Consider the following 24,779-nt stretch of genomic DNA (forward strand, 5'->3'; position numbering starts at 1 on the left):
ATTTTTTGCCGCTCCCGCGGGCGCCGCGTCCTCAGCGCGAGTATTTGATGAAGGGCGTCAGCGTTCCGATCCGATCATAGAGCGTGCGCGCGGTGGCGTTGAAATCCTGCGTCATCCAATAGACGGACGGGCGCCCGTCGCGGTCGGCGGCCTCGTAGACCGCCTCGATCAGCTTGCGCCCCACGCCCATGCCGCGCGCCGCCGGATCGGCGAAGAGATCCTGCAAATAGCACACGTCCTCGATCTTCCAGTTATGCGGATGATAGATGTAATGGACGAGCCCGACCGGATGATCGCCGCGAAGCGCCAGAAGGCCGTTCTGGTTCGGATGCTCGTCCGACAGAAGCCGCGCGAAGGTGGTGGCATAGACCTCCTCGGGGACGGAGGCCTCGTAGAATTGCAGATAGCCCGTCCAAAGGCGGCGCCACTCGGCCTCGTCACCGGCGTCGAGCGGGCGAATGGTGATCTGGTCGGACATGGCGCGCTCTCCCCCGGGCCTTGCGGAATCATGCGCAAGCCTAGCCGATGGCGCCCGCACCGCCAGCCCCTATTCGGCGGCGACCGCCCCGGGATCGACCAGCGCCACGATGTCGCGCATGATGGTGTTCAACTCGAAATCCTTGGGGGTATAGACCCGCGCGACGCCCATCGCGCGCAGGCGCGATGCGTCCTCCTCGGGGATGATGCCGCCGACGATCACCGGCACGTCGCCGAGCCCCGCCGCGCGCATCCGCTCCATCGTCTCCTCGACCAGCGGGATATGGCTGCCCGACAGGATCGAGAGGCCCACCACATGCGCACCGTCCTCGAGCGCGCTTTTCACGAGCTCCTCCGGCGTGAGGCGGATACCGCGATAGTCGATGTCCATGCCGCAATCGCGGGCGCGGAAGGCGATCTGCTCGGCTCCGTTGGAATGCCCGTCGAGACCGGGTTTGCCGACGAGGAAGCGCAGGCGCCGGCCGAGCCGGGCAGAGGCCTCGGCCACCGCCTCGCGCAGATCGTCGAGACCTTCGGTCATGTTGGAGGGGCTGGCGCTGACGCCGGTGGGGCCGCGATATTCGCCATGCACGCGGCGCATCTCCTCGGCCCATTCGCCGGTCGTCACGCCCGCGCGGGCGGCGGCGATCGAGGCGGGCATGATGTTGCGCCCCTCGCTGGCGGCGCTGCGCAGCTCGGCCAATGCCGCCGCGACGGCACCCGCATCGCGGGCGTCGCGCCAGGCATCGAGGCGCTCGGTCTGCTCGGCCTCGACGGCGGGATCGACGGTCATGATGCCGCCATCCTCGTCCATCAGCGGCGAAGGCTCGCCCGTGGTGAACTTGTTGACGCCGACGACAGTCGTCTCGCCCGCTTCGATCCGGCCCAGCCGCGCGGCGTTGCTGCCGACGAGCTGCGCCTTCATGTAGTCGATGGCGCCAATGGCGCCGCCCATGCTCTCGAGGCTGGCCAGCTCGCGCCGCGCGCCCTCTTTCAGCGCCTCGACCTTCCGGTCCACGGCGGGGTTGCCGTCGAAGAGATCGTCGAATTCCAGAAGGTCCGTCTCGTAGGCCAGGATCTGCTGCATCCGCATCGACCATTGCTGATCCCAGGGGCGCGGCAGTCCCAGCGCCTCGTTCCACGCCGGAAGCTGCACTGCGCGGGCGCGGGCCTTTTTCGAAAGCGTCACGGCCAGCATCTCGATCAGGATGCGATAGACGTTGTTCTCGGGCTGCTGCTCGGTCAGGCCGAGGGAGTTGACCTGCACGCCATAGCGGAAGCGCCGGAATTTCGGGTCCTCGACGCCGTAGCGGTCCTTCAGGATCTCGTCCCAGAGATCGACGAAGGCGCGCATCTTGCACATCTCGGTGACGAAGCGGATGCCCGCGTTGACGAAAAAGCTGATGCGCCCCGCCAGCATCGGGAAATCGGCGTCCGGCACGCGCGGCTTCAACTCGTCGAGGACCGCGATGGCGGTGGCGAGCGCGAAGGAAAGCTCCTGCTCGGGCGTCGCGCCGGCCTCTTGCAGATGGTAGGAACACACGTTCATCGGGTTCCATTTGGGGATATGCGTGTAGCAATACTCGGCCACGTCCCCGATCATCTTGAGCGACGGCTTAGGCGGGCAGATATAGGTGCCGCGACTCAGATATTCCTTGATGAGATCGTTCTGCACCGTGCCTTGCAGCGCCTTCGGGTCCGCGCCCTGCTCCTCGGCCACCGCGATATAGAGCGCGAGAAGCCACGGGGCCGTCGCGTTGATCGTCATGGAGGTGTTCATCTGCTCGAGCGGGATATCCGCGAAAAGCTGGCGCATGTCGCCCAGATGGCACACGGGCACACCCACCTTGCCGACCTCGCCGCGCGACAAGACATGATCGCTGTCGTATCCCGTCTGCGTCGGCAGATCGAAGGCGACCGACAGCCCGGTCTGGCCCTTGGCGAGATTCGCGCGATATAGCGCGTTCGACGCGGCGGCGGTCGAGTGTCCGGCATAGGTGCGGATGAGCCAGGGGCGGTCGGGGGTGATGTCGGACATGATCTTGCCTCGGGCTTGGGTAACAAAATTGCGCTGCCGAATGACTATGCGAAACATTGCGCCAATGTCAATTCGCTGCGTTGCAGCACGAAGAATCCTCTAGGCGGCGCACCGCAGGTCAAATATCTTGGGCGCGCGCTGGCATGGGCCCGCTGATTTGCCGATTGGGCGATGTTTCGGACTGACATGAATGGTCGATGAACTTTTTCGCCTGATGGCCTTCAATCGATGGCTGTTCCTGCTGCTTTTCCTGATCGCCATGATCGTCTTCAGCGAATTGGGCCGCTGGATCGGCGTGCATCGACGCAGCCGCATCAACGAGGACAAGGACGAGGGCGCGAGCCTCGTCGTCGGCTCGCTTCTGGGTCTTCTGGCCTTCGTTCTGGCGCTCAATCTTTCGAACGCGAGCAGTCGGCACGACCGGCGCATGGATGCCACGCTCACCGAGGTGAACGCCATCAGCACCGCGCTGCAACAGGCGAGCGCGCTGGGCGGTCCCGAGGCCGAGGCGATCGAGGCCGCGCTCAAGGAATATCTGCTGCTGCGTTACATCTATGTGCGCGCCAACCCCGCCGACGAGGAGATCGCCCGGCTCAGCGCGCTCACCGACGAGATGCAGGGCGAGATCTGGGAGCGCATGAGCCGGATCGTGCGCGAGACGCCCACGCCGCCCGCCACGTCGCTGATGAACGCGCTCAACACGGCCTTCGATGCCTCCACCGCGATGCGCATGGCGATGGAGTATCGCATGCCCGCGCAGGTGGTCTATCTGCTGCTCGCGATGAGCCTTCTGGGCACCGGCGCCGTCGGCTACCAGTTCGGTCTGACGCGGCGGCGCGGGCGGATTCCCGTCATCGTGCTCTCGACGCTCTGGGCCGTGGTCATCACGCAAATCATCGATATCGGCACCGCCCGCATCTGGACCTTCCGGACCGAGACCAAGGTCTATGAATGGTCGATGGACACTCTGGGCATGACCTATCCCAAGGACGGCGCCTGACCCAGGCCCGCGGCGGTGTGCTCCTGATGCACCAAGGCGCCGTTTCGGCCGGCGGCGCATGTGCGCCACTGGTCCGCCGCGGCGGATTGCCCTACAAACCCGTCACACCACACACGCCAACGGTGCCTGTGGCACCTGTGCCATGAGGGGCCAGATGACAGGACCGCGCGAAGTGCTCTACGATATTCCCTCCAGCCTGATCGCCCTCGGGCTTCTGGTTCTCATGTTGGTCGCCATGGGCCTCGCCTGGAGGATCGGGCGGCGCAGTCACCGCAACCAGTCCGAGGAAGGGCGCAGCCAGACGACGGCGGTCCAGGGCTCGATGCTGGGCTTGCTGGCGCTGCTGCTGGGCTTCACCTTCTCGCTCGGCCTCTCGCGCCACGACACCCGCTCGACCGCCGTGGTCGACGAGGCGAACGCCATCGGCACGGCATGGCTGCGCACCGATTTCCTTCCCGAGGAGCTGCGCGCCGAGGCCAAGGCCGATCTGCGCCGCTACACGCGCCTGCGGCTCGAGGCGGCGGAGGTCTCCGCCGATCAGCACCAGCGCCGCGCGCGCCTCGTCGCCAATGCCGAGGCGGCGTTCGCCGATCTGTGGGAGCAGGCCTCGCGCCACGCGGCGACGGCGGGCGGGCCTGCGGCGGTCAGCTATGCCGCCGCGCTCAACGACATGATCGACGCCTTGGGCGCGCGGGACGCGGCGATCGAGCGGCATGTGCCCGAGATCGTGCTGTTCATGCTCTTCGGCACCTTCATTCTGTCGGGGGCGATGCTCGGCTTTTCCTCGGGCCTCGCGGGCACGGCCCCGGCGACGCCCGTCTATCTGATGCTGGCGCTGATCGTGCTGCTGGTCTTCATGATCATCGATCTCGACCGGCCGAGGCGCGGGCTGATCGAGGTGGACCAGCGCCCGCTTGCCGCGGTGCTGGCCGGGATGCAGCAGAAATGAGCGGCCCGCGCCCTGCCTGCCCTCGGGTGGCGGGGCGCGCGTCGGCGCGCGGTGCGGGCGCATGACCTCCACCGTCTCGATGCCGCTTTGGGTGCTCTTGCTGCTCATCGCCTTCGCGGCGGTGACCTTCGCCTCGCATTTCCTCTTTCCCTCCGTGCGATGGTTCTTTCGCCGCAGGCTTGAGCGCGCCGTCTCCAAGCTGAACGAGCGGCTGGCCCGCCCGATCCAGCCCTTCAAGCTGGCGCGACGGCACGACATGATCCAGCGGCTGATCTACGATCCCGATGTGACGCAGGCCATCGTGGACTATGCCGCGCGCAACAACGTGCGCGAGGACGTCGCCTTCGAGCAGGCCCGCCGCTATGCCCGCGAGATCGTCCCCAGCTTCAGCGCCTTCGCCTATTTCGGCTTCGGCACGCGGCTGGCCAATTGGCTGGCCAATCTGCTCTACGATGTACGCACCGGGCCGCATAACGGCGAAATCATCGACGGGATCGAGCATGACGCGACGCTGATCTTCATCATGAACCACCGCAGCAACATGGATTACGTGCTTGTCACCACCCTCGCGGCGCAATCCTCTGCCCTCAGCTATGCGGTGGGCGAATGGGCGCGGGTCTGGCCGCTCAGTCGCCTCATCAAGGCGATGGGCGCCTATTTCATCCGGCGCCGCTCGCGTGGGGGGCTCTACCGCGCGGTGCTCGCGCGCTATGTGCAGATGGCCACCACGGGCGGCGTCACGCAGGCGATCTTTCCCGAGGGCGGGCTGACGCTGAACGGGACCGTGCAGCCCGCCAAGCTGGGGCTTTTGTCCTATGTGATCGAGGGTTGGAAACCCGGCGGGCGCGACGTGGTCTTCGTGCCTGTCGCCATCAACTACGACCGCGTGCTCGAGGACCGCGTGCTGATCGCGGCGGGAACGCGCGGGGATCGCCGCTTTCGCGCGGGCAAGCGGAAGGTTCTGCGCGGCGTGCTGCGCATCGTCTGGCAGCGGATGCGCGGGCGCTTCAAGCGCTTCGGCGCCGCCTCTGTCGTCTTCGCGCCGCCAGTCCGGCTGAGCGATTACGGCCCCGAGCCGTCGCTCGACACGCTCGGACGCGACCTCATGCAGCGGATCGAGGCCGAGATGCCGGTGCTGGCGGTGCCGATGGTGGCGCGCACACTCTTGCGCAGCGGCGGGCCGATGACCGAAGCGGCCCTGACCGCCGCCGCGCGGCGCATCATGACCGCCTCGGGCGCCGAGACGGTACCCGAGGGCGCTCTCGATGCGGAGATCGCCCATGCCTGCGCAGCGCTGGCCGCGCGCGCCGCGATCCGGCGCAGCGGCGAGGGCTGGATCATCGCCGAGGGCGGCGCGCCGCTTCTGACCTTCTATGCCGCGTCGATCGCGCATCTGCTGCCCGGGCAACCAGCGCGCGATGCTGCGCTTGCATCAGGCGTTGCTGCGCCTGCGGGGTCATAAAATTACAAAATCACATCTCTTGTCATTGCATTGTTGCGCGGTGGCCGGTATCCCCTAAGTCAGAGGGCCGCGATTCTGCATTGCGGCACGAAAAGGATTGATCGCGCGGGTCAGGAACCGCGCAGACGACAGGAGGCCCGCATGGCATTGGACACCGACACCGGCATCGCGCGCTACGACGCGCCCGAGAAGGATCTCTACGATATCGGGGAAATGCCGCCGATGGGCTATGTGCCCAAGCAGATGCACGCATGGACCATCCGCCGCGAGCGTCATGGCGAGCCCGACAAGGCGATGCTTCAGGAAATCGTGGACGTGCCGCTACCCGACAGCAACGAGGTGCTGGTCCTCGTGATGGCGGCTGGCGTCAACTATAACGGTGTCTGGGCCGCGCTGGGCCAGCCGATGTCGGTCTTCGACGTGCACAAGGCCGAGTATGCCATCGTCGGCTCGGATGCGGCGGGCATCGTCTGGGCCGTGGGCGACAAGGTGCGCCGCTGGAAAGTTGGCGACGAGGTGGTCATCCACTGCAATCAGGACGATGGCGACGACGAGGAGTGCAACGGCGGCGATCCCATGTTCTCGCCCAGCCAGCGCATCTGGGGCTACGAGACGGCGGACGGCTCCTTCGCGCAGTTCACCCGCGTGCAGTCGCAGCAGCTCATGCCGCGCCCCAAGCATCTGACATGGGAGGAATCGGCCTGCTACACGCTGACGCTGGCCACCGCCTACCGCATGCTCTTCGGGCACGAGCCGCATGACCTCAAACCCGGCCAGAACGTGCTGGTCTGGGGCGCGTCGGGCGGTCTCGGCTCCTACGCGATCCAGCTCATCAACACGGCGGGCGCCAACGCGATCGCGGTGATCTCCGAAGAGGACAAGCGCCAGTTCGTGATGGATCTGGGCGCGAAGGGCGCGATCAACCGCAAGGATTTCTCCTGCTGGGGCCAGTTACCCAAGGTGAACACGCCCGAATACAACGATTGGCTGAAAGAGGCGCGCCGCTTCGGCAAGGCGATCTGGGACATCACCGGCAAGGGCGTCAATGTCGACATGGTCTTCGAGCATCCGGGCGAGGCGACCTTCCCGGTCTCGTCGCTGGTCTGCAAGAAGGGCGGCATGGTCGTGATCTGCGCGGGCACCACCGGCTTCAACTGCACCTTCGACGTGCGCTACATGTGGATGCACCAGAAGCGCCTGCAAGGCAGCCATTTCGCGCATCTCAAGCAGGCGAGCGCCGCGAACAACCTGATGGTCGAGCGTCGCCTCGATCCCTGCATGTCCGAGGTATTCCCCTGGGCCGAGATCCCCTCGGCGCATATGAAGATGATGCGCAACGAGCACAAGCCCGGAAACATGGCCGTGCTGGTCCAATCGCCCCGCACCGGTCTGCGCACCGTCGAGGATGCGCTCGACGCGCGCGGATAGGCGCAGCGCGCTCCCGATCCGGCTGAAATCCCGCCACGCCCCGAGAGGGGCGGGCGGCCCCCTGCTGCGGTGGGTTGACGCAGCTACCGCGTTGCAAACGCCGCATCCCTGTAGTTTAGTTGGGCCTCATGCTCTCACAGAGTTCAAGGAGGACCCCTCATGACATTCGGATTCAAAAGCCTCATGCGCGCCGCCACGGTCGGCGCGGCCATGATGGCCGTCGGCACCGTCGCATCCGCACAGGAGCCGCAATTCTTCCGCATCGGGACGGGCGGCACGTCCGGCACCTACTATCCCATCGGCGGCCTGATCGCGAACGCGATCTCCAACCCGCCGGGCTCGCGCCCCTGCGAGGAGGGCGGCTCCTGCGGCTATCCCGGGCTGATCGCCTCGGCGCTGTCGGCCAACGGCTCGGTCGCCAACATCAACGCCATCGCGGGCGGCGCGCTCGAGTCGGGCTTCTCGCAGTCCGACGTCGCCACCTGGGCGCAGACCGGCACCGGCATCTGGGAGGGCAAGGAGCCCGTCGAGAAGCTGCGCGCCATCGCCAACCTCTATCCCGAGACGATCCACCTCGTCGCATCGGCCGACTCGGGCATCACGTCGGTCGCCGATCTCAAGGGCAAGACCGTCTCGCTGGACGAGCCCGGCTCGGGCACCCTCGTCGACGCGCGCATCATCCTCGGCGCCTATGGCCTGAGCGAGGACGATGTCGATGCGGCCTTCCTCAAGCCCGACCAGGCCGCCGAGCGCATGCGTGACGGCGCGATGGACGCGTTCTTCTTCGTCGGCGGCTTCCCTGCGGGCGCCATCGCCGAACTGGCGAGCCAGGAAGACATCACGCTCGTTCCGATCTCGGGCGCCGAGGCAGAGGCCGTGACCGGCGAATACACCTTCTTCGCCGAGAACGTCGTGCCCGCCGGCACCTATGAGGGCGTCGACGAAGACGTCACGACCCTCTCGGTCGGCGCACAGTGGGTGACGAGCGCGGATCAGCCCGAAGACCTGATCTACGGCATCACCGCGGCGCTCTGGAACGAGAACACCCGCAAGCTGCTCGACTCGGGCCACCAGAAGGGCAAGTCGATCACCGCCGAGACCGCTCTCGACGGCATCGGCATCCCGCTGCACCCGGGCGCCGAGAAGTTCTACCGTGAGCAGGGCCTGATCGAGTAATCGGCGGCTCACGACCCGGCCGGCCCGCCACGCGCGGGCCGGCATTTCCATCCCCAGACATCGCAGCGAGGCGGCCATGGCCGAGACACCCGAATCCGATCGCGTCAAGGAAATGACCGACGCGGAAATGAAGGCTCTCGAGGAGAAATACGATCCCGAGGTCCGCTTCAGACCCCTCCTTCCCAGCATGGCCTGGATCGTGGGCGGGATTCTCTTCGTCCTCTCCTGCTATCATTTCTACACGTCGGGCTTCGGCATCCCGCAGGCGACCGTGCATCGCGGCACGCATCTGGCCTTCACGCTGGGCCTGATCTTCTTCTCCTTCACCGTCCTCGGCGCGCGCCCCGAGCCGCGCAACACGCTGCTGACCCCCATGGGCATCTCGCTGGCCGATTGGATTCTGGCCATCGCGGGCGTCGTCTCGGCGCTCTATGTGCCGTGGGTTTTCGCCGATCTCGCCTTCCGTGTCGGCAACCCGCTCCTGGTCGACGTGGTGATGGGCACCATCCTCATCGTCGTGCTGATGGAGGCGACGCGCCGCGCCATGGGCTGGCCGCTGCCGGTGATCGCGATCATCTTCATGGGCTATGCCTATTTCGGGCAGTCCATGCCGGGCGTTCTGACTCATCCCGGCGCGAGCTGGACCAACATCGTCAACCACCTTTACCTTACATCGCAGGGTATCTACGGCACCGCGCTGGGCGTGATTTCGACCTACGTCTTCCACTTCGTCCTCTTCGGTGTGATGGCGACGCGCATCGGCCTCGGACAGCTTTTCATCGACCTCGCTTCGGCCCTCGCGGGCCGCTTCGCGGGTGGCCCGGCCAAGGTATCGGTCGTCTCCTCGGCCATGCTCGGCTCGATCTCGGGCTCGAGCATCGCGAACACGGTCACCACGGGCTCGCTCACCATTCCGGCGATGATCCGCATCGGCTATCCGCGCCACTTCGCGGCGGCGGTCGAGGCCGCCTCCTCAACCGGCGGGCAGATCACGCCGCCGGTCATGGGCGCGGTCGCGTTCCTGATGATCGAATATCTCGGCGTGCCGCTGACCACGATCCTGACCGCCGCGCTGGTCCCGGCCTTCATGCATTTCTTCGGCGTGCTGGTGCAGGTCCATCTCGAGGCGCGCCGCCGCGGCCTGCGCGGCATGACGGCGGACGAGCTTCCCGTCGCCTGGGCCGTCTTCAAGGCGGGCTGGCTGACGACGCTGCCGCTCTTCGTGCTGGTGGCAACGCTCCTGTCGGGCAAGACGCCCTATCTCGCGGCGTTCTACGGCATCTTGTCGTGCATTCTCGTGCTCATCATCCAGAACCTCTTGCGCCACGGAACCGACCTCAAGGCGATGGCGACGCAGACGATCTCCGAGCTTTGGGACAGTTTCGTGACCGGCGCGAAATTCTCGCTCTCGGTCACCGCCGCCGCCGCGCTGGTCGGCGTCATCATCGGCGTCGTCACGCTGACGGGCGTCGGCTTCAAGATCGCCTACATGGTCACGTCCGTCGCGGCGGGCTGGGCAACGAGCGTGTCCGAAGGGCTCAGCTTCCTGCCCTTCGAGGTCATGTCCGTCTCGGCGCTCACGCTGATGTTCACGCTCATCATGACGGCCATCGTCTGTATCCTGATGGGCTGCGGCATTCCGACGACGGCCAACTACCTCATCATGATCGCGGTGGCGGCGCCCATTCTCGGCATGCTGGGGGTGCAGCCGCTCGTGGCGCATTTCTTCGTCTTCTATTACGGGGTCATGGCCGACATCACGCCGCCCGTGGCGCTCGCGGCCTATGCGGCGGCGGGCATCGCGGATTCGAACGCGTTCAAGACGGGCAATACCGCCTTCCGGCTCGGCATGGGCAAGGCGCTGGTGCCCTTCGTATTCGTCTTCTCGCCCTCGCTGCTGCTGGTGGTCGACGGGTTCACGTGGACCGAGTTCCTCATCGGCGTCTCGGGCGCGATGGTGGGCATCTGGATGCTGTCGGCGGCCTTCGCCGACTGGCTGATCGGCCCGATGAGAGGGTATGAGCGCGCGCTCCTCGCCGTCGCGGCGATCCTTCTGGTCGCACCGAACCTCTACGCGACGCTGGTCGGCCTTGCGCTGATCGCGCCGGTGGTGATCCGCCAATTGCCGATGCTGAAGATGAGCGCGGCCGAGCGCGCGGCGCTCTGAGACGAAAAACGCCGGGCGGATGATCCGCCCGGCGCCTTCACGTCACAGCGGGCTTCCCGCCGCCCAATCCCAATAAAGCTCGCGCGCGCGCCGCGTCACCGGACCGATCTGGTAGGAGGTCCCGTCGAAGGCCGTGACGGGCGTGACCTTCGCCATGTTCCCCGTGAGGAACACCTCGTCCGCCGCGTGGAAATCCTCGAAGCTGAGGACGGTTTCATGCACCGTCACGCCATCGGCGCGCAGATTCGCGATGTGCCGCGCCCGGGTGATCCCGGCGAGGAAGGTGCCGTTGGGCTGCGGCGTGAAGACCTCGCCATCCTTGACCATGAAGGCATTGGAAGTCGCGCTTTCGGCGACATTTCCGAGCGCATCGGCGCATAGCACATTGCCGAAGCCCTTGGCCCGCGCCTCGGCCAGCATCCGCGCGTTGTTGGGATAGAGGCAGGCGGCCTTGGCGTTGACCACCGCATCCTCCATCACCGGACGCCGGAAGCGCGTGCGCGTGAGCGTGGTGGACGCGCCCTCGGGCGGCATCGGCACCTCCTCGAGGCAGATCGCGAACCCGACCGAGGCCGCGTCCGGCACGATCGCCATATAGCCCGTGTCCCGCCCCCAATACATCGGCCGGATATAGACCGCGGACCCCGGCGCATACATGCGCAGCCCCTCCCGGATGATCTCCACCATGTCGCTTGCATCGACGGTCGGCTCGAGCATCAGCGCGCGCGCCGAGGCATTCACCCGCGCGCAATGCAGGTCGAGATCGGGAACCACACCATGCGCAAGACGCGCCCCGTCGAAGACGGCGCTGCCGAGCCACATGCCGTGATCGGCGGCGCGCATGACGGGCGCATCGCCCTCGTGCCACGCTCCCTCGAACCATGTCCGGATATTCGTGCCCGTTCCCATGCCGTGCGCCCCCCTTTCATCATTTCCAGAAAAACTCCCGCCAGGGACGGAAGAAACTTCGCGGCGTCTGCCGGCCTAGCGTCCGACCATCCCGACGATCTCGTAGGTGCGCGCGAGGATCGGCGCGGCGATTTCGCGCGCTCGCTCGGAGCCGCGCGCGAGGATCGCGTCGATCTCGCCCACATCCTGCATGAGACGGCCCATCTCCTCGGAAATAGGCGCCATGCGCGCCACGGCGAGATCGGCCAGAATGGGCTTGAACTCGGAAAACGGCTTGCCGCCCATCTCGCGCATCACCTCTTCGGCACTCATACCCGCAAGGCCCGCGTAGATGTTCACGAGGTTGCGCGCCTCGGGGCGGCCTTCGAGGCCGTCCAGCTCCATCGGCAGCGGTTCAGGGTCCGTCTTGGCCTTGCGGATCTTCTTCGAGATCGTGTCGGCGTCGTCGGTCATGTTGATCCGGCTCATGTACGAGGGATCGGATTTCGACATCTTCTTCGAGCCGTCGCGCAGGCTCATCACCCGCGTCGCGGCACCCTCGATGACCGGCTCGGCCATCGGGAAGAACTCGGTCTCGTAGTCATGGTTGAACTTCGCCGCGATGTCGCGCGTCAGCTCGATATGCTGCTTCTGGTCTTCGCCCACGGGCACGTGCGTCGCGTGATAGACGAGGATGTCGGCCGCCATCAGCGCCGGGTAGCCGAAAAGGCCCAGCGAGGCGTTCTCGGCATTCTTGCCCGCCTTGTCCTTGAACTGGGTCATGCGCTTCATCCAGCCCATGCGCGCCACGCAGTTGAAGACCCATGCGAGCTGCGTGTGTTCGGGCACCTGGGACTGGTTGAAGAGGATGGATTTCTCGGGATCGAGCCCCGAGGCGATGAAGCCCGCCGTCAGCTCGCGCGTGGCGTGGCGCAGTTTCGCGGGGTCCTGCCAGACGGTGATCGCGTGCAGATCGACCATGCAATAGAGCGACTGGACGCCCTTCTCCTGCGCTTCGGCGAAGCGCTTGAGCGCGCCGAGATAGTTTCCGAGGTGCAGATCGCCCGAAGGCTGGATGCCCGAAAACACCCGCGGGGTGAAGGCTGCATCGCTCATCTCTTGCGTCTCCGTCTGGATTTCCGTGCCTGCCTCGCTTACCCATGCGCCATAGCCCCGTCAAGCGAAGGCCCGGACCCGCCCATGACCCATTCCGACGATTCGAGCCCGTTCAATCCGCTGCCCCCGGTGGTGATCCTGCTGTTTCTCGGCGTGGTCATCCCCGAGATCGCGTTCTTCCTCGGCTCCAAGGGTCTGATCGGCGGACCGCAGGCGGTGGGCTGGCGGCAGGCGATGATCCAGGATTACGGGTTCAGCGGCGACATCCTGCGCTGGATGATCGGCAACGGCATGTATCCGCCCGAGCAGCTTCTGCGCTTCATCACCTATCCCTTCCTGCATGGCGGGTTCAGCGAGATGCTCTTCGCCGCAGCGCTTTTGCTGGCGATGGGCAAATTCGTGGGCGAGGTCTTTCGTCCGATGGCGCTGCTCGCTGCATTCCTGATCCCGTCGCTCTGCGGCGCGCTGGTCTACGGCCTCGTGGCGCGCGACAATCCGTGGCTCTACGGCGCCTTCCCCGGGATCTACGGGCTCATCGGTGCCTTCACCTATCTTCTGTGGCTGAAGCTCGGCCAGCAGGGCGCCAATCAAGCCCGGGCCTTTCTGCTGATCGGCTTCCTGATGGGTGCGCAGCTTCTCTTCAGCCTGCTCTTCGGCGGCACGATGCGCTGGGTTGCGGATCTCACGGGGTTTCTGACGGGCTTCGCCGCCTCCTTCGTGCTGCGCCCCGGCGGCTGGGCCAAGCTGCGCGCGCGGCTGCTTCAGCGCTGACGGCGCAGCGCCGCCTTGAGTTCGGCCTTGTTGAACGCGCCGAAGAGGCGCCCTGCGATGTAGTAGACGACGCCGCCGAGAAGGATCATGACGGCGAGCGCCAGCGCCCGCCAGCCCGGCACGCCGAAGACGGGCGAGAGCGCGATCATCAGCCCCCAGAGCGCCGCGCCCATCACCGCCGAGGCGGCGCAGATGCGCCAGAGGCGGCTGCGGAACCGGTCATCGAACCGTGCCACGTCGCCGAAGGGCCGCACGCCGCGCGCCAGGAGCCAGACCATCGCCCAGCCCGCAACGGTCGTGCCGATCGCCGCCGCGATCCAGCCGATGGCAGGCGCGAGGCCGATGGCAAGCGCGGCGTTCACCACCATCGAGGCAACGGCGTAATAGAAGGGCCGCTTGGTATCCTCTCGCGCGAAATAGAGGGGTTGCAGCACTTTTTGGAGCACGAAGGCGGGCAGCCCGAGCCCGTAGATCGCCACGGCGAGCGCGGTGGCCGCCGTGTCATCGACGTTGAAATTGCCGCGCTGGAACAGCACCGTGATGAGCGGGATGGGGATGACCACCAGCGCCACAGCCGAGGGAATGGTGAGCGCCAGCGACACCTCGCCCGCACGGCTGAGCGCCATGCGCGCGCCGCTGCCGTCATCCGCCCGCAGGCGGCGCGAGAGATCCGGCAGAAGCACGATGCCCACAGCGATGCCCACGACGCCCAGCGGCAATTGGTAAAGCCGGTCGGCGGCATAGAGCCAGCTCACCGCGCTCTCGAAATTCGAGGCGACCTGCTGGCCCACCAGAAGGTTGATCTGCATGACGCCGCCCGCAAGGGCCGCAGGCACCGCGATGCGCACGAGCTGGCGCATCTCGGGCGTCCAGCGCGGGCGCATGGGGCGGATACTCTGGCCCGCGCGGGACGCGGCGACCCAGACGAGGGCGAGCTGCGCGACGCCGGCGAAGGGAATGGTCCAGACGAGGGCGGCGGGCACGCTGCCATTCGTCCAGACGGCGACCGCCATCGCGGTGCAAAGCATGACGTTGAGCAGGACCGGCGCGGCGGCGGCGGCGACGAAGCGGCCCGTCGCGTTCAGAACGCCCGACAGAAGCGCCGCCAGCGAGATGAAGAAGATGTAGGGAAAGACGACGCGCCCGAATTCCACCGTCAGATCGAAGCGCGCATCGCCCACGAAGCCTTCGGCGGTCAGCCACACGAGCGCGGGCATGAAGATCATCGACAGCGCGACCAGGAACAGCAGCACCAGCGCCAGCCCGCTGAGCGCGAGCCGGGCGAAGCCTTCGGCATCGTCGCCCCCTTCGAGGCGTTTCGAGAACATCGGCACGAAGGCCGCGTTGAACGCGCCCTCGGCGAAGAAGCGGCGGAACATGTTGGGCAGGCGGAAGGCCGCGACGAAGGCATCCATCACCGGCCCCGGCCCGATGAGGCCCGCGATCATCACGTCGCGCACGAAGCCGAGGATGCGGCTGAGCATGGTCCAGACGCCCACGGTGAAGATGCCCGTTATCAGGCGTACGGGCTTGACGCCGCTTGGAGTGCTCACTCGATGGCCCTTTGCGTGCCTTCGGAAATGGCCGCGCGCAGCTTCGCCTCGAGCGCTTTCTGCTTGGCCTCCGAGTAGAATTTCAGACCGAACATGTCCTTGACGTAGAAGGTGTCGACCACCTGCTCGCCGAAGGTCGCGATGACGGCACTGGCGATATAGACGTTGCCCGCCGCAAGCGTGCGGGTCAGGTCATAGAGAAGGCCGGGCCGGTCGCGGGTATCGACCTCGATGATCGTGTAGATCTCGGAGCCTTCGTTGTCGAAGGTGATATGCGTCGGAACGCGGAAGGCGCGCTCGCGCTTCTTGATCTTGTCGCGCGATTTCATCGCGTCGCGCGCCACGACCTCGCCCTTGAGCGTCTTGAGGATGGTCTGGCGCAGGCGCGGCAGGCGCTCGTCCGCGAAGGGGTGCCCGTCACTGTCTTGGATCCAGAAGACCGCCGTCGCATAGCCGTCCTTCGACGTGTAGGTGCGCGCATCCACGACGCCCGCGCCCACCAGCGCCAGCGCGCCGGCAAGCCGCGAGAAGATGCCGGGGTGATCCTCCATCACGAAACAGGCGCGGGTCGCGTCGCGGTCCTCGTCGGGATGCAGGTCGATCCCGATCTCGCCCACCTTGCCCGACATCTCGCGCAGAAGGTTCGCGAAGACGACATGCGCCGTGACGTGAAGACCTTGCCAGTAGGGCGGGTAATGCCGCGCCGTCTCGGCTTTGAGCGCCTTGGCGTCCCAGCCCTTCAAGGCCTTGCGCAGACCTTGTTTGGCGTCCGAGCCGCGCTGCTCGCGGTTGAGGTCCTCGAGCCCGTTTTCCATCGCGTTCAGCGTCTGGCGATAGAGCGCGCGCAAGAGCGAGGCTTTCCAGTTGTTCCACGTCCCCGGCCCGACGCCGCGGATATCGCAGACCGTCAGCACGCACAGAAGGTCGAGCCGCTCGCGCACCTGCACCGCCTTGGCGAAATCGCGCACGGTGCGCGGATCGGCGATGTCGCGCTTCTGCGCCATGTCGGACATCAGGAGGTGATAGCGCACCAGCCATTCGACCGTGTCCACTTCCTTGGGCTTCAGCCCCAGCCGAGGCGCCACCTTCCGCGCGATCTTGGCGCCGAGGATCGAATGATCCTCGCTCCGCCCCTTGCCGATATCGTGCAGAAGGAGCGCGATATAGAGGATGCGGCGGTTGACCCCGTGCTTGAGGATCGACGAGGCGACCGGCAATTCCTCGACAAGCTCGCCGCGCTCGATCAGGGCAAGGTGGCTTATGCATTGGATCGTGTGCTCGTCGACCGTGTAGTGGTGATACATGTTGAACTGCATCATCGCGACGATCGGCTCGAATTCGGGGATGAAGGCCGAGAGCATGCCCAGCTCGTTCATCCGCCGCAGCGCCCGCTCGGGATTGCCGTGGCGCAGCATGAGCCCGAGAAAGAGCTTCTGCGCCGCCGGATCGGCGCGCACCTCGTCGGTGATGAGGTCGAGATGGGCGGTCACCAGACGCATCGCGTCGGGATGGATCAGAAGGCCGGTGCGCAGCGCCTCATCGAAGACCCGCAGCAGGTTGAGCGGATCGGCGAGGAACGCGCCGTCATCCGCGATGGCGAGCCGTCCGTTCACCTCGACATAGCCGTCCCGCAGCTTGCGCTTGCGGCGGAAGAGGCGCTGAAGCAACGGCTCGGATTTGACATGCGCGGCCTCGAGCTGCGTGAGGAAGATGCGCGTCAGATCGCCCACGGCGGTGGCATGGCGGAAATAGTCCTGCATGAAGATCTCGACGCCGCGCCGCCCGGCGCGGTCGGCATAGCCCATGCGCTCGGCGACCTCGACCTGAAGATCGAAGGCCAGCTTGTCGTTCGGGCGCCCGGTGATGAGATGGAGCTGGCAGCGCACCGCCCAGAGGAAATTCTCGGCAAGCTCGAAGGTCTCGAACTCGTCATGGGTGAACATGCCCTGGCTCACCAGATCGGCCTTGTCGGTCACGCGGTAGGTGTATTTCGCGATCCAGAAGAGCGATTGCAGATCGCGCAGCCCGCCCTTGCCCTCCTTCACGTTCGGCTCGACCATGTAGCGCTGGCCGCCCTGCTTCTCATGACGCTGCTCGCGCTCCTCGAGCTTGGCTTCGGTGAATTCCCGCTCGGTCCCCGAGAAGAGGTCGTGCCAGAGCCGGTGGCGCAGATTGCCCGCGAGCTCCGCGTCTCCGGTCAGGTACCGATGCTCGAGCAGGGCGGTGCGGATGGTGAAATCCTCGTCCCCGAGGCGGAGGCAATCGCGGATGGTGCGGCTCGAATGGCCGACCTTGAGGCGCAGGTCCCACAGGATGTAGAGCATCGATTCGATGACGCTCTCGGCCCAGCCGGTGATCTTGTAGGGCGTCAGGAACAAAAGATCGACATCCGACTCGGGCGCCATCTCGCCCCGGCCGTATCCGCCGACCGCCAGAACGCCGAGACGCTGGGCCTCGGTCGGATTCGGCAGCGGGTGCATCGCCTCGGATGCGAGGCGATAGGCGGCGAGCACGAGACAATCGGTCAGCCAGCTATAGGCGCGCGTGGCCTCCCGCGCGCGCAGCGGCTGCGCGGCGAGGGCTGAGGCGATGGCGCCGCGCCCGCGCCGCATCTCGGCGCCGAGGATATCGACCGCATGGCGGCGCAGATCCTCGGGCGCGGCCAAGCGATGCTCGGCCAGTCGCGCCTCAACGCCGTCCCGGTCGAAGATGGCGTGCGCGTCGCAGATCAGATCGCCCGGCGCCGCATCCCGCGCCGGGCCCGTCGCCGTCATGGCTGTCATTCTTGCCTCTCCGGGCCGGATCAGAAACCGGCCCCGCCGAAGCCCTGCGGCGCGGGATCGACGATGACCACGCGGTTGTCGCGCACCGTGGCGACGGCAAGGCCGCGCTGGTTCGTGCCGTCTTGGCGCAGGCGGAAGACGCCATCGACCCCCTGGAAGCCCGCCGATTGCGTCAGGCTCGCCCGCGAGAGCGCATCGCGCTTGCCGGTCTTGACCAGCGCCCCCACGGCCGCGATGCCGTCATAGGCGAGGCCCGCGATGGGATGCGGCTGGTTGCCGTTGGTCTGCGCGAACCGCGCCCGGAACCGCTGCGCCTTGCCCTGATCGGGCAGCGCGAAGAGCCCGCCCTGAAGGCCCGGCAGCTCGAGCGTCTGCGGCGGCGAATCCCAGCGCGAGAGGCCGATATACTGCGTCGTGGCGGGGTTCAGCCCATTTTCGGGAAGCATCTGCGCGAAAAGCGGAAGCGCGCCCGCGGAATTCGCGGTCAGGAACACCGCGTCCGCGGAGTTGCTGCTCGCGGTCTGCGTGATCTGCGGCACCGCCGCGACGACGCCCTCCTGCGAGAAATCATAGCCCACATTGCCGACGATCTGCGCGCCCGAATTGGCCGCCGCCTTGGCGATGGCCTGCGCGCCGAGCTGCCCGGCGAGGTTGTTGGACGACACCGTCAGGATGCGCCGCTTGCCTTGGCGCACGGCATAGCGCGTCAGCCGGTCGGCGGTGTTGTCGAAGGTCTGCCCCAGCACGAAGAGGTTGCCGCCCGCGATGGTGGGATTGTTCGAAAAGGCGAGCACGTTGACGTTCTTGGGCGCCACGGCGACGGCGACGGCATTCGCCGATTCCGCGTGGAGCGGCCCGATGATGATCTTGGCGCCGTCCGCCACCGCGTTGAGCGCGGCCTGCTGGGCCTGCCCCGGCTGGCCGGCGGTGCCGTAGACCCGCAGATCGATGCGCACGCCCGAAAGATCCGCGACCGCGAGCCGCGCCGCGGCCTCGAGATCGCGCGCGAGCGCCGCCTCGCCCGGCGCCGAGGAGCCGTGCGGCACCAGCAGGGCCACCGCGACCGGCGCGCCGGGATCGATCGGCTGGCCGCCGCCCCCGCCGCCCATGGTGACGCCCGTCGCGTCGCACGCGGCGAGCCAGAGAAGCGACAGGACCGCGAAGAGACGGGTCAGCACCTTGCGGGCGATCTGCGAAATGGCGAACATGGGGAAGATACCTCGTTTCGGACGGTTTTCTTGCGAAGGATGCGTTGCGGGCGATCATAAACGTCAGGAAGGGCGGGTCCAGCGATGAATCATGTCAGGCAAACTCTCGCTCCGGGCGTGTATCTGGTGGCAACGCCCCTTGGGGCGGCGCGCGACATCACGCTGAGGGCGCTCGACATCCTCGCCTCGGCGGACATGCTCGCCGCCGAGGATACGCGCAGCCTGCGAAAGCTTCTCGACATCCATGCCGTCCCACTGGGCGACCGCCCGCTTCTCGCCTATCACGACCATAACGGCGACAAGATGCGCCCGAAGATTCTCGCGGCGCTTGCGGAAGGAAAATCAGTGGCTTACGCGTCCGAAGCGGGCACGCCCATGGTGGCCGATCCGGGCTTCGATCTGGCGCGCGCGGCGATCGCCGAGGGTCACGGGCTGATCTCGGCGCCCGGCCCTTCGGCGGTCATCGCGGCGCTCACGCTCTCGGGCCTGCCGACTGACCGCTTCCTCTTCGCGGGCTTTCTTCCGAACACGGCGAGCGCGCGGAAATCCGCCCTGCGCGCGCTGGCCGAGACCCCGGCGACGCTGGCCTTTTACGAATCGCCCAAGCGCGTGGCCGCCATGCTGCGCGACGCCGCCGCCGTGCTGGGCGGCGAGCGCCGCGCGGCGCTTTGCCGCGAGCTGACCAAGAAATTCGAGGAGGTGATGCGCGGCACGCTCGCCGAATTGGCCGAGGAGATCGCCGCCAACCCGCGCAAGGGCGAGATGGTGGTCCTGATCGACCGTGCGGGGGAACGGTCCGTTAACCTTTCGGACGTAGAACGGTCGTTGGAGGTGACGATGCGTGATATGTCGGTGAGGGACGCAGCCGACAAGGTCTCGCACGATCTCGGGATGAAGCGGCGCGAGGTCTATCAGATCGCATTGCGGCTTGGGGGCGGTGGCACGGACGGTGCCGGAAAGGATCGCGAATGACATTGACGATGGATTTCGGAACGCCCCTCCATGTGCCGGCCCCGGCGCGGCGGGATCGCGGCCGGCGCGCCTACAACTCCGGTCTCGCGGCGGAAGAGCGTGCCGTCGCGCTCTACAGGGCCGCAGGCCTGCGCCTTCTCGAAACCCGCTGGCGCGGCAAAAGCGGAGAGATCGATCTGATCCTCGACGACGGGGGCGAAATCGTCTTCGCGGAAGTGAAGCAGGCCCGCAGCCACGATGGCGCCATCGCAAGTCTCGGGGTGGCGCAGATGCGGCGCATCCATGCCGCCGCCTCGGAGTACCTCGCCCATTGTCCGAAGGGGCAGCTCTCGGACATCCGCTTCGATCTCGCCGTCGTCGATCAGGCAGGGCGCTGCGATATTCTCGAAGGGTTCTTCTCGCATTTCTGAATTGCACCCCGGCGGCCCTTCGCGCATGAAGGCGGGGCAGCAGGACGGGGGATTTCCCATGAAGATCGCGTTTCAGATGGACCCGATCGGGCCGATCAACATCGATGCCGACAGCACCTTCCGTCTGGCCGAGGAGGCGCAGGCGCGGGGGCATGAGCTCTTCTACTACACGCCGCAGAACCTCGCCTATGACGAGGGGCGCATCACGGCGCGGGGCCAGTCTCTCAGGGTGCAGCGCGTCAAGGGCGACCATGCCATTTTGGGCGAGATGGAGACGGTCGATCTGGGCGATTTCGACGTGGTCTGGCTGCGCCAGGATCCGCCTTTCGACATGTTCTACATCACCACCACCCATCTTCTCGACCGGCTCGCGCCGGGCACGCTTGTCGTCAACGATCCGTTCTGGGTGCGCAATTTCCCCGAAAAGCTGCTGATCCTCGATTTTCCGGAGCTGATGCCGCCCACCGCCATCGCGCGCGATCTGGCCACCATCCGGCAGTTTCGCGATCGGCATGGCGACGTGATCCTCAAGCCGCTCTACGGCAATGGCGGCGCCGGGGTCTTCCTGCTCAAGGGCGGGGACAGCAATCTCAGCTCGCTGCACGAGATGTTCACCGGCTTCAGCCGCGAGCCGCTGATCGTCCAGAAATTCCTGCCGGACGTCTCGAAGGGCGACAAGCGCGTCATTCTCGTCGATGGCGAGCCCGTGGGCGCCATCAACCGCGTGCCCGCCGAGGGCGAGACGCGCTCGAACATGCATGTGGGCGGGCGCCCCGAGAAGGTCGCCCTGACCGAGCGCGACCGCGAGATCTGCGCCGCGATCGGCCCGCGCCTGCGCGAGAAGGGTCAGGTCTTCGTCGGGATCGACGTGATCGGGCGCTACCTGACCGAGATCAACGTGACCTCGCCCACCGGCATTCAGGAGCTCGAGCGCTTCGACGGCGTCAACATAGCCGGCAAGATATGGGACGCGATCGACGCGCGGCGCGCCGCCTCCCGCACGTGAGTCGCCGCGCCCGGCTCCTGAACGCCTGGCTGCGCCGTTTCGAGAAACCGCGCCTCGCGCGGGCCGAGGATCCGGTCAAGCTGCGCCGTCAAATGGAGCTGAGCGCCCGCATCTTTCTGCGCGCCCCGCGCGGGACCCGTTTCGACCGGATCGATCTCAGTGGGATCGAAGCGGTGCAGGCGGTGCCGCGCCGGCATTCCGGCGGGCCGGTTATTTTCTACCTGCATGGCGGCGGCTTCATTCTCGGCAGCCCCCACACCCATCGCGCGCCGGTCGCGCATCTGGCTGCGCTCACCGGTCTTCGCGCGATCCTGACGCGCTACCGCCTCGCCCCTGAGGCGCCGTTTCCCGCCGCGCTCGAGGATGCGATGCAGGCCTATCGCGCGCTCGGTGATCCGCCCGGCGGGGTCATTCTCGGCGGCGACAGCGCGGGCGGCGGTCTCGCCCTCGCGCTTCTGGCGCGTATCCTCGCCGAGGGCCTGCGTCCACCGCTCGGCACGTTCGGCTTCTCGCCCTTCACCGATCTGACCTTTTCCGGTGCGAGCTTCACCGCCAACGCGAAGGCCGATCCGATGCTTCCCGCGCAGCGCGCCGCCGATCTCGCGCGGATGTATCTGAACGGCGCCGATCCGCGCGATCCGCGCGCCTCGCCGCTCTTCGCCGATTTCACCGGCGCCGGGCCTGTCTGGATCACGGCGGCCCGGACGGAAATCCTCCTCGACGACGCGCGGCGCATAGCGGACCGGCTGATGGCGCAGGGCGTCGATGTGACCTGCGTGATCGAAGGGGACCTGCCGCATGCCTGGCCGATGTTCCAGGGCTACATCCCCGAGGCGCGTCAATCGATGGTGGAACTCGCGGCGTGGATCAGCACTCTTTCGCGGCTGTGATCCGGAAGCTCGCGGCTTCGGCCACATGCGGCCGCCGGACGACCTCCGAGCCATCGAGATCGGCGATCGTGCGCGCGACCCGCAGCACCCGGTGATAGCCGCGCGCCGAGAGGCCGAAGCGCTCGGACATGCGGGTGAGCAGATCGCGGCCTTCGGTGTCGGGAGTCGCCACTTCGGCGAGAAGCCCGCCCTCGGCATCCGCATTGAGATGCACGCCGGGCGCCCCGGTATAGCGCGCCGCCTGCACAGTCTGCGCCGCCACGACACGGGCCGCGACCTCGGCCGAGCCATCGCCCGAAGGCGGCAGATCGAGATCGGAAAAGGCGACCGGCGGCACCTCGATTCGCAGATCGAAGCGGTCCATCAGCGGCCCGCTGATACGCCCGAGATAATCGTCACCGCAAACCGGCGCGCGGGCGCAGGCGCGGGCGGGATCGCTGAGATATCCGCATTTGCAGGGGTTGGCGGCGGCGATCAGCATGAAGCGGCAAGGATAGGTGACATGGGCATTGGCCCGCGCGATCATCACCTCGCCCGTCTCGATGGGCTGGCGCAGCGTCTCGAGCACGGTGCGCGAGAATTCGGGAAACTCGTCCATGAAGAGAACGCCGTTATGCGCGAGGCTGATCTCGCCGGGCGAGGCACGGCGCCCGCCGCCGACGATGGCGGCCATCGAGGCGGTGTGATGCGGCTCGCGGAAGGGGCGCACGCGGCTGATCCCGCCCTCGTCCAGAAGCCCCGCGAGCGAATGGATCATCGACGTCTCCAGCGCCTCGCGTGCGCTCAGCGGGGGCAGGATGCCGGGAAGGCGCGCGGCCAGCATGGACTTGCCCGATCCCGGCGTGCCGAGCATCAGAAGGTGGTGCCGCCCCGCCGCCGCGATCTCGAGCGCGCGCTTGGCGCGCTCCTGCCCTTTCACGTCGCGCAGATCGCGGCCCATGGGCGGCGCCGTCACCTCGCCCGGCTCGGCGGGGGCAAGCGGCGACTGGCCGGTGAAATGGCGCACCACATCGGCGAGCGTCGCCGCGCCGATCACATGCGCGGCGCCCACCCACGCCGCCTCCGCGCCTGAGGCCTTGGGGCACAGAAGCGTGCGGTCCTCCTCGGCGGCGGCCATGGCGGCGGGCAGCGCGCCGATCACGGGCATGATCTTGCCATCGAGCGACAATTCGCCCAGCGATGTCGTGCCCTCGATGGCGTCCTTCGGGATGATGTCGAGCGCGGCGAGGAGAGCGAGGGCGATGGGCAGATCGAAATGGCTGCCTTCCTTCGGCAGGTCCGCGGGGCTGAGATTGACCGTGATGCGCTTGGACGGCAGCGCGATCGCCATCGAGCTGAGCGCGGTGCGCACACGGTCGCGCGCCTCGCTGACGGCCTTGTCGGGCAGGCCGACGAGCGAAAATGCCGGCACGCCGGGTGTGACGGCGCATTGCACCTCCACATGCCGGGCCTCGACCCCTTCGAAGGCGACCGTGTAGGCGCGCGCGACCATCTCCTGCCCCTTCGGCACAAACTTTCATCAAGGTTAATGCCGAAGAGATTGAGGATTGGTTAACGCGTGTGCGGCAGGCTCAGACCAGCGCCATGAATTGCGGCCAGGCCTCCGGATCGGCCGCCGTCTTGTCGCGGCAGCGCGCGTTGCACATGCCGAAAATGCGCCCCTCCATCTCCATCAGATGCGTGACCGGCTTGCCCGAATAGGGGCAGGCATCGTTCTCGGGCGTGCCCGTCCGGGCGGCTTCGGCCGCGCGGGGCGCGGGGCCGGGCCAGGCGCCCGTCTCATGGTCGCGCCGATACCGCTCGAGATCGGGGCCATGCGCCAGCCCCAACGCGCGCCAGCGCCGCAAGGAAAGGTCGGCCAGATGCGCATTCACATAGGCCTGCGCCGAGGGCGATACTTTCAGCCCGTAACCCGCGATGCGCATGGCGACCGGGGCGTAGAACGCATCGACGATGCCATAGTCTCCGCAGAGCCACGGCCCCTCTGGCCGGCAGGTGGCGCGGGCATGGTCCCAAAGCGTCTCGATGCGCCGCAGGTCGCGTTCGACGGCCTCGGAAGGAATGAAATCGGTATAGGCCTTGCGCAGGTTCATCGGGCAATCGCCGCGCAGGGAGGTGAAGCCCGCGTGCATTTCAGCGGAGAGGGCACGGGCGGTGGCGCGGGCGAGCGGAGCCTCGGGCCAAAGCGGCAGGTCGGGATGGCGGCTCGCCAGTTCCTCGGCGATGGCGAGGGATTCGCCCACCACGGCGCCTTCGGGCGTGCGGATCGCAGGCACGGTTTTCGCCGGTGTCCAGTCCGGCATGAGATCCGGCACGGCGCCGTCGGCGAAACAGATTTCCGTCTCGCGCCGCTCGATGCCGAACCGATCGAAGAGCAGCCATGCCCGCATGGACCAGCTCGAATAGGCGTAATCGCCGATGATGAGATCATATGTCATGGCAAGATGGTATGCGGCGTGCCGGCCTGCGCAAAGTCAGCAAATGT

The 24,779-nt window shown here is 67.0% G+C and carries 20 protein-coding genes; 11 read left to right on the top strand and 9 right to left on the bottom strand.

What is annotated here, in order from left to right:
- Positions 1-31: 31 nt before the first annotated feature.
- Entirely contained in the window at positions 32-478 is a 447-nt protein-coding gene (locus tag ACGRVM_RS12560; protein WP_377172161.1) for a GNAT family N-acetyltransferase, read from the bottom strand.
- A 69-nt stretch (positions 479-547) separates the two neighbouring features.
- Entirely contained in the window at positions 548-2,515 is a 1,968-nt protein-coding gene (locus tag ACGRVM_RS12565) for a methylmalonyl-CoA mutase family protein (protein WP_377172163.1), read from the bottom strand.
- Positions 2,516-2,705: 190 nt separating this feature from the next.
- Between ACGRVM_RS12565 and ACGRVM_RS12570 the strand changes: the two genes are divergently transcribed.
- From ACGRVM_RS12570 to ACGRVM_RS12595, 6 genes are all read left to right on the top strand, one after another.
- Positions 2,706-3,515 (top strand): hypothetical protein, encoded by an 810-nt coding sequence (locus ACGRVM_RS12570; protein ID WP_377172165.1) that lies wholly within the window; start codon positions 2,706-2,708, stop codon positions 3,513-3,515.
- Between the two features lie 154 nt (positions 3,516-3,669).
- Positions 3,670-4,464, top strand: a complete 795-nt coding sequence (locus ACGRVM_RS12575) for a bestrophin-like domain (protein WP_377172167.1) — start codon at positions 3,670-3,672, stop codon at positions 4,462-4,464.
- Positions 4,465-4,525: 61 nt separating this feature from the next.
- Positions 4,526-5,926 (top strand): 1-acyl-sn-glycerol-3-phosphate acyltransferase, encoded by a 1,401-nt coding sequence (locus ACGRVM_RS12580; RefSeq protein ID WP_377172169.1) that lies wholly within the window; start codon positions 4,526-4,528, stop codon positions 5,924-5,926.
- A gap of 141 nt (positions 5,927-6,067) precedes the next feature.
- Positions 6,068-7,354, top strand: a complete 1,287-nt coding sequence (gene ccrA / locus ACGRVM_RS12585; RefSeq protein WP_377172171.1) for a crotonyl-CoA carboxylase/reductase — start codon at positions 6,068-6,070, stop codon at positions 7,352-7,354.
- Positions 7,355-7,537: 183 nt separating this feature from the next.
- Positions 7,538-8,530, top strand: coding sequence for a TAXI family TRAP transporter solute-binding subunit (locus ACGRVM_RS12590; protein ID WP_377172462.1), 993 nt, complete (start codon positions 7,538-7,540; stop codon positions 8,528-8,530).
- A 76-nt stretch (positions 8,531-8,606) separates the two neighbouring features.
- Positions 8,607-10,697, top strand: coding sequence for a TRAP transporter permease (locus tag ACGRVM_RS12595; protein ID WP_377172173.1), 2,091 nt, complete (start codon positions 8,607-8,609; stop codon positions 10,695-10,697).
- Between the two features lie 42 nt (positions 10,698-10,739).
- Here ACGRVM_RS12595 and ACGRVM_RS12600 read toward each other — a convergent pair whose 3' ends face one another.
- Both ACGRVM_RS12600 and trpS read right to left on the bottom strand, forming a co-directional pair.
- Positions 10,740-11,606, bottom strand: a complete 867-nt coding sequence (locus ACGRVM_RS12600) for a branched-chain amino acid aminotransferase (protein WP_377172175.1) — start codon at positions 11,604-11,606, stop codon at positions 10,740-10,742.
- 75 nt (positions 11,607-11,681) lie between these two features.
- The gene (gene trpS, locus ACGRVM_RS12605; protein WP_377172177.1) at positions 11,682-12,701 is read right to left on the bottom strand and encodes a tryptophan--tRNA ligase; all 1,020 of its coding nucleotides are present in this window, start codon (positions 12,699-12,701) and stop codon (positions 11,682-11,684) included.
- An 84-nt stretch (positions 12,702-12,785) separates the two neighbouring features.
- Between trpS and ACGRVM_RS12610 the strand changes: the two genes are divergently transcribed.
- Complete coding sequence (locus ACGRVM_RS12610; protein WP_377172179.1) at positions 12,786-13,472, top strand: rhomboid family intramembrane serine protease; 687 nt, start codon at positions 12,786-12,788, stop codon at positions 13,470-13,472.
- Here the strand turns inward: ACGRVM_RS12610 and murJ are convergent.
- The 3 genes from murJ to ACGRVM_RS12625 are packed head-to-tail and all read right to left on the bottom strand — an operon-like array spanning position 13,463 to position 19,016.
- Positions 13,463-15,025, bottom strand: a complete 1,563-nt coding sequence (gene murJ / locus ACGRVM_RS12615; protein WP_377172181.1) for a murein biosynthesis integral membrane protein MurJ — start codon at positions 15,023-15,025, stop codon at positions 13,463-13,465. The two genes, ACGRVM_RS12610 and murJ, sit on opposite strands and share 10 nt — an antisense overlap.
- Positions 15,022-17,808 carry a [protein-PII] uridylyltransferase gene (locus tag ACGRVM_RS12620; protein WP_377172183.1) on the bottom strand — a complete coding sequence of 929 codons (2,787 nt, stop codon included), beginning with the start codon at positions 17,806-17,808 and terminating at the stop codon, positions 15,022-15,024. The genes murJ and ACGRVM_RS12620 overlap by 4 nt, the downstream gene beginning before the upstream one ends.
- A gap of 20 nt (positions 17,809-17,828) precedes the next feature.
- Entirely contained in the window at positions 17,829-19,016 is a 1,188-nt protein-coding gene (locus ACGRVM_RS12625) for a penicillin-binding protein activator (RefSeq protein ID WP_377172185.1), read from the bottom strand.
- Between the two features lie 84 nt (positions 19,017-19,100).
- On the opposite strand from ACGRVM_RS12625, the gene rsmI reads away from it, so the two are divergent.
- The 4 genes from rsmI to ACGRVM_RS12645 are packed head-to-tail and all read left to right on the top strand — an operon-like array spanning position 19,101 to position 22,294.
- Positions 19,101-19,988 (top strand): 16S rRNA (cytidine(1402)-2'-O)-methyltransferase, encoded by an 888-nt coding sequence (rsmI, locus tag ACGRVM_RS12630; protein WP_377172187.1) that lies wholly within the window; start codon positions 19,101-19,103, stop codon positions 19,986-19,988.
- Positions 19,985-20,398, top strand: coding sequence for a YraN family protein (locus ACGRVM_RS12635; RefSeq protein ID WP_377172189.1), 414 nt, complete (start codon positions 19,985-19,987; stop codon positions 20,396-20,398). The genes rsmI and ACGRVM_RS12635 overlap by 4 nt, the downstream gene beginning before the upstream one ends.
- Positions 20,399-20,456: 58 nt before the next feature.
- Positions 20,457-21,404, top strand: coding sequence for a glutathione synthase (gene gshB / locus ACGRVM_RS12640; RefSeq protein ID WP_377172191.1), 948 nt, complete (start codon positions 20,457-20,459; stop codon positions 21,402-21,404).
- Positions 21,401-22,294, top strand: a complete 894-nt coding sequence (locus tag ACGRVM_RS12645) for an alpha/beta hydrolase (RefSeq protein ID WP_377172193.1) — start codon at positions 21,401-21,403, stop codon at positions 22,292-22,294. Before gshB ends, ACGRVM_RS12645 begins: the two co-directional genes overlap by 4 nt.
- Here ACGRVM_RS12645 and ACGRVM_RS12650 read toward each other — a convergent pair.
- A complete protein-coding gene (locus tag ACGRVM_RS12650; RefSeq protein WP_377172195.1) occupies positions 22,272-23,786 on the bottom strand; it encodes a YifB family Mg chelatase-like AAA ATPase in 1,515 nt (504 codons plus the stop codon). The genes ACGRVM_RS12645 and ACGRVM_RS12650 overlap by 23 nt on opposite strands.
- A 79-nt stretch (positions 23,787-23,865) precedes the next feature.
- Positions 23,866-24,732 carry a glutathione S-transferase gene (locus ACGRVM_RS12655; RefSeq protein ID WP_377172197.1) on the bottom strand — a complete coding sequence of 289 codons (867 nt, stop codon included), beginning with the start codon at positions 24,730-24,732 and terminating at the stop codon, positions 23,866-23,868.
- Positions 24,733-24,779 lie beyond the last annotated feature (47 nt).

The sequence above is a fragment of the Roseovarius aquimarinus genome, assembly GCF_043661195.1.
GTDB classification, from domain to species: Bacteria; Pseudomonadota; Alphaproteobacteria; order Rhodobacterales; family Rhodobacteraceae; genus Roseovarius; species Roseovarius aquimarinus.

Coding starts and splice junctions, on each gene's coding strand:
- ACGRVM_RS12560 (WP_377172161.1), bottom strand. CDS start 478: ATGTCCGACCAGATCACCATTCGCCCGCTCGACGCCGGTGACGAGGCC.
- ACGRVM_RS12565 (WP_377172163.1), bottom strand. CDS start 2,515: ATGTCCGACATCACCCCCGACCGCCCCTGGCTCATCCGCACCTATGCC.
- ACGRVM_RS12570 (WP_377172165.1), top strand. CDS start 2,706: ATGGTCGATGAACTTTTTCGCCTGATGGCCTTCAATCGATGGCTGTTC.
- ACGRVM_RS12575 (WP_377172167.1), top strand. CDS start 3,670: ATGACAGGACCGCGCGAAGTGCTCTACGATATTCCCTCCAGCCTGATC.
- ACGRVM_RS12580 (WP_377172169.1), top strand. CDS start 4,526: ATGACCTCCACCGTCTCGATGCCGCTTTGGGTGCTCTTGCTGCTCATC.
- ccrA (WP_377172171.1), top strand. CDS start 6,068: ATGGCATTGGACACCGACACCGGCATCGCGCGCTACGACGCGCCCGAG.
- ACGRVM_RS12590 (WP_377172462.1), top strand. CDS start 7,538: ATGCGCGCCGCCACGGTCGGCGCGGCCATGATGGCCGTCGGCACCGTC.
- ACGRVM_RS12595 (WP_377172173.1), top strand. CDS start 8,607: ATGGCCGAGACACCCGAATCCGATCGCGTCAAGGAAATGACCGACGCG.
- ACGRVM_RS12600 (WP_377172175.1), bottom strand. CDS start 11,606: ATGGGAACGGGCACGAATATCCGGACATGGTTCGAGGGAGCGTGGCAC.
- trpS (WP_377172177.1), bottom strand. CDS start 12,701: ATGAGCGATGCAGCCTTCACCCCGCGGGTGTTTTCGGGCATCCAGCCT.
- ACGRVM_RS12610 (WP_377172179.1), top strand. CDS start 12,786: ATGACCCATTCCGACGATTCGAGCCCGTTCAATCCGCTGCCCCCGGTG.
- ACGRVM_RS12620 (WP_377172183.1), bottom strand. CDS start 17,808: ATGACAGCCATGACGGCGACGGGCCCGGCGCGGGATGCGGCGCCGGGC.
- ACGRVM_RS12625 (WP_377172185.1), bottom strand. CDS start 19,016: ATGTTCGCCATTTCGCAGATCGCCCGCAAGGTGCTGACCCGTCTCTTC.
- rsmI (WP_377172187.1), top strand. CDS start 19,101: ATGAATCATGTCAGGCAAACTCTCGCTCCGGGCGTGTATCTGGTGGCA.
- ACGRVM_RS12635 (WP_377172189.1), top strand. CDS start 19,985: ATGACATTGACGATGGATTTCGGAACGCCCCTCCATGTGCCGGCCCCG.
- gshB (WP_377172191.1), top strand. CDS start 20,457: ATGAAGATCGCGTTTCAGATGGACCCGATCGGGCCGATCAACATCGAT.
- ACGRVM_RS12650 (WP_377172195.1), bottom strand. CDS start 23,786: ATGGTCGCGCGCGCCTACACGGTCGCCTTCGAAGGGGTCGAGGCCCGG.
- ACGRVM_RS12655 (WP_377172197.1), bottom strand. CDS start 24,732: ATGACATATGATCTCATCATCGGCGATTACGCCTATTCGAGCTGGTCC.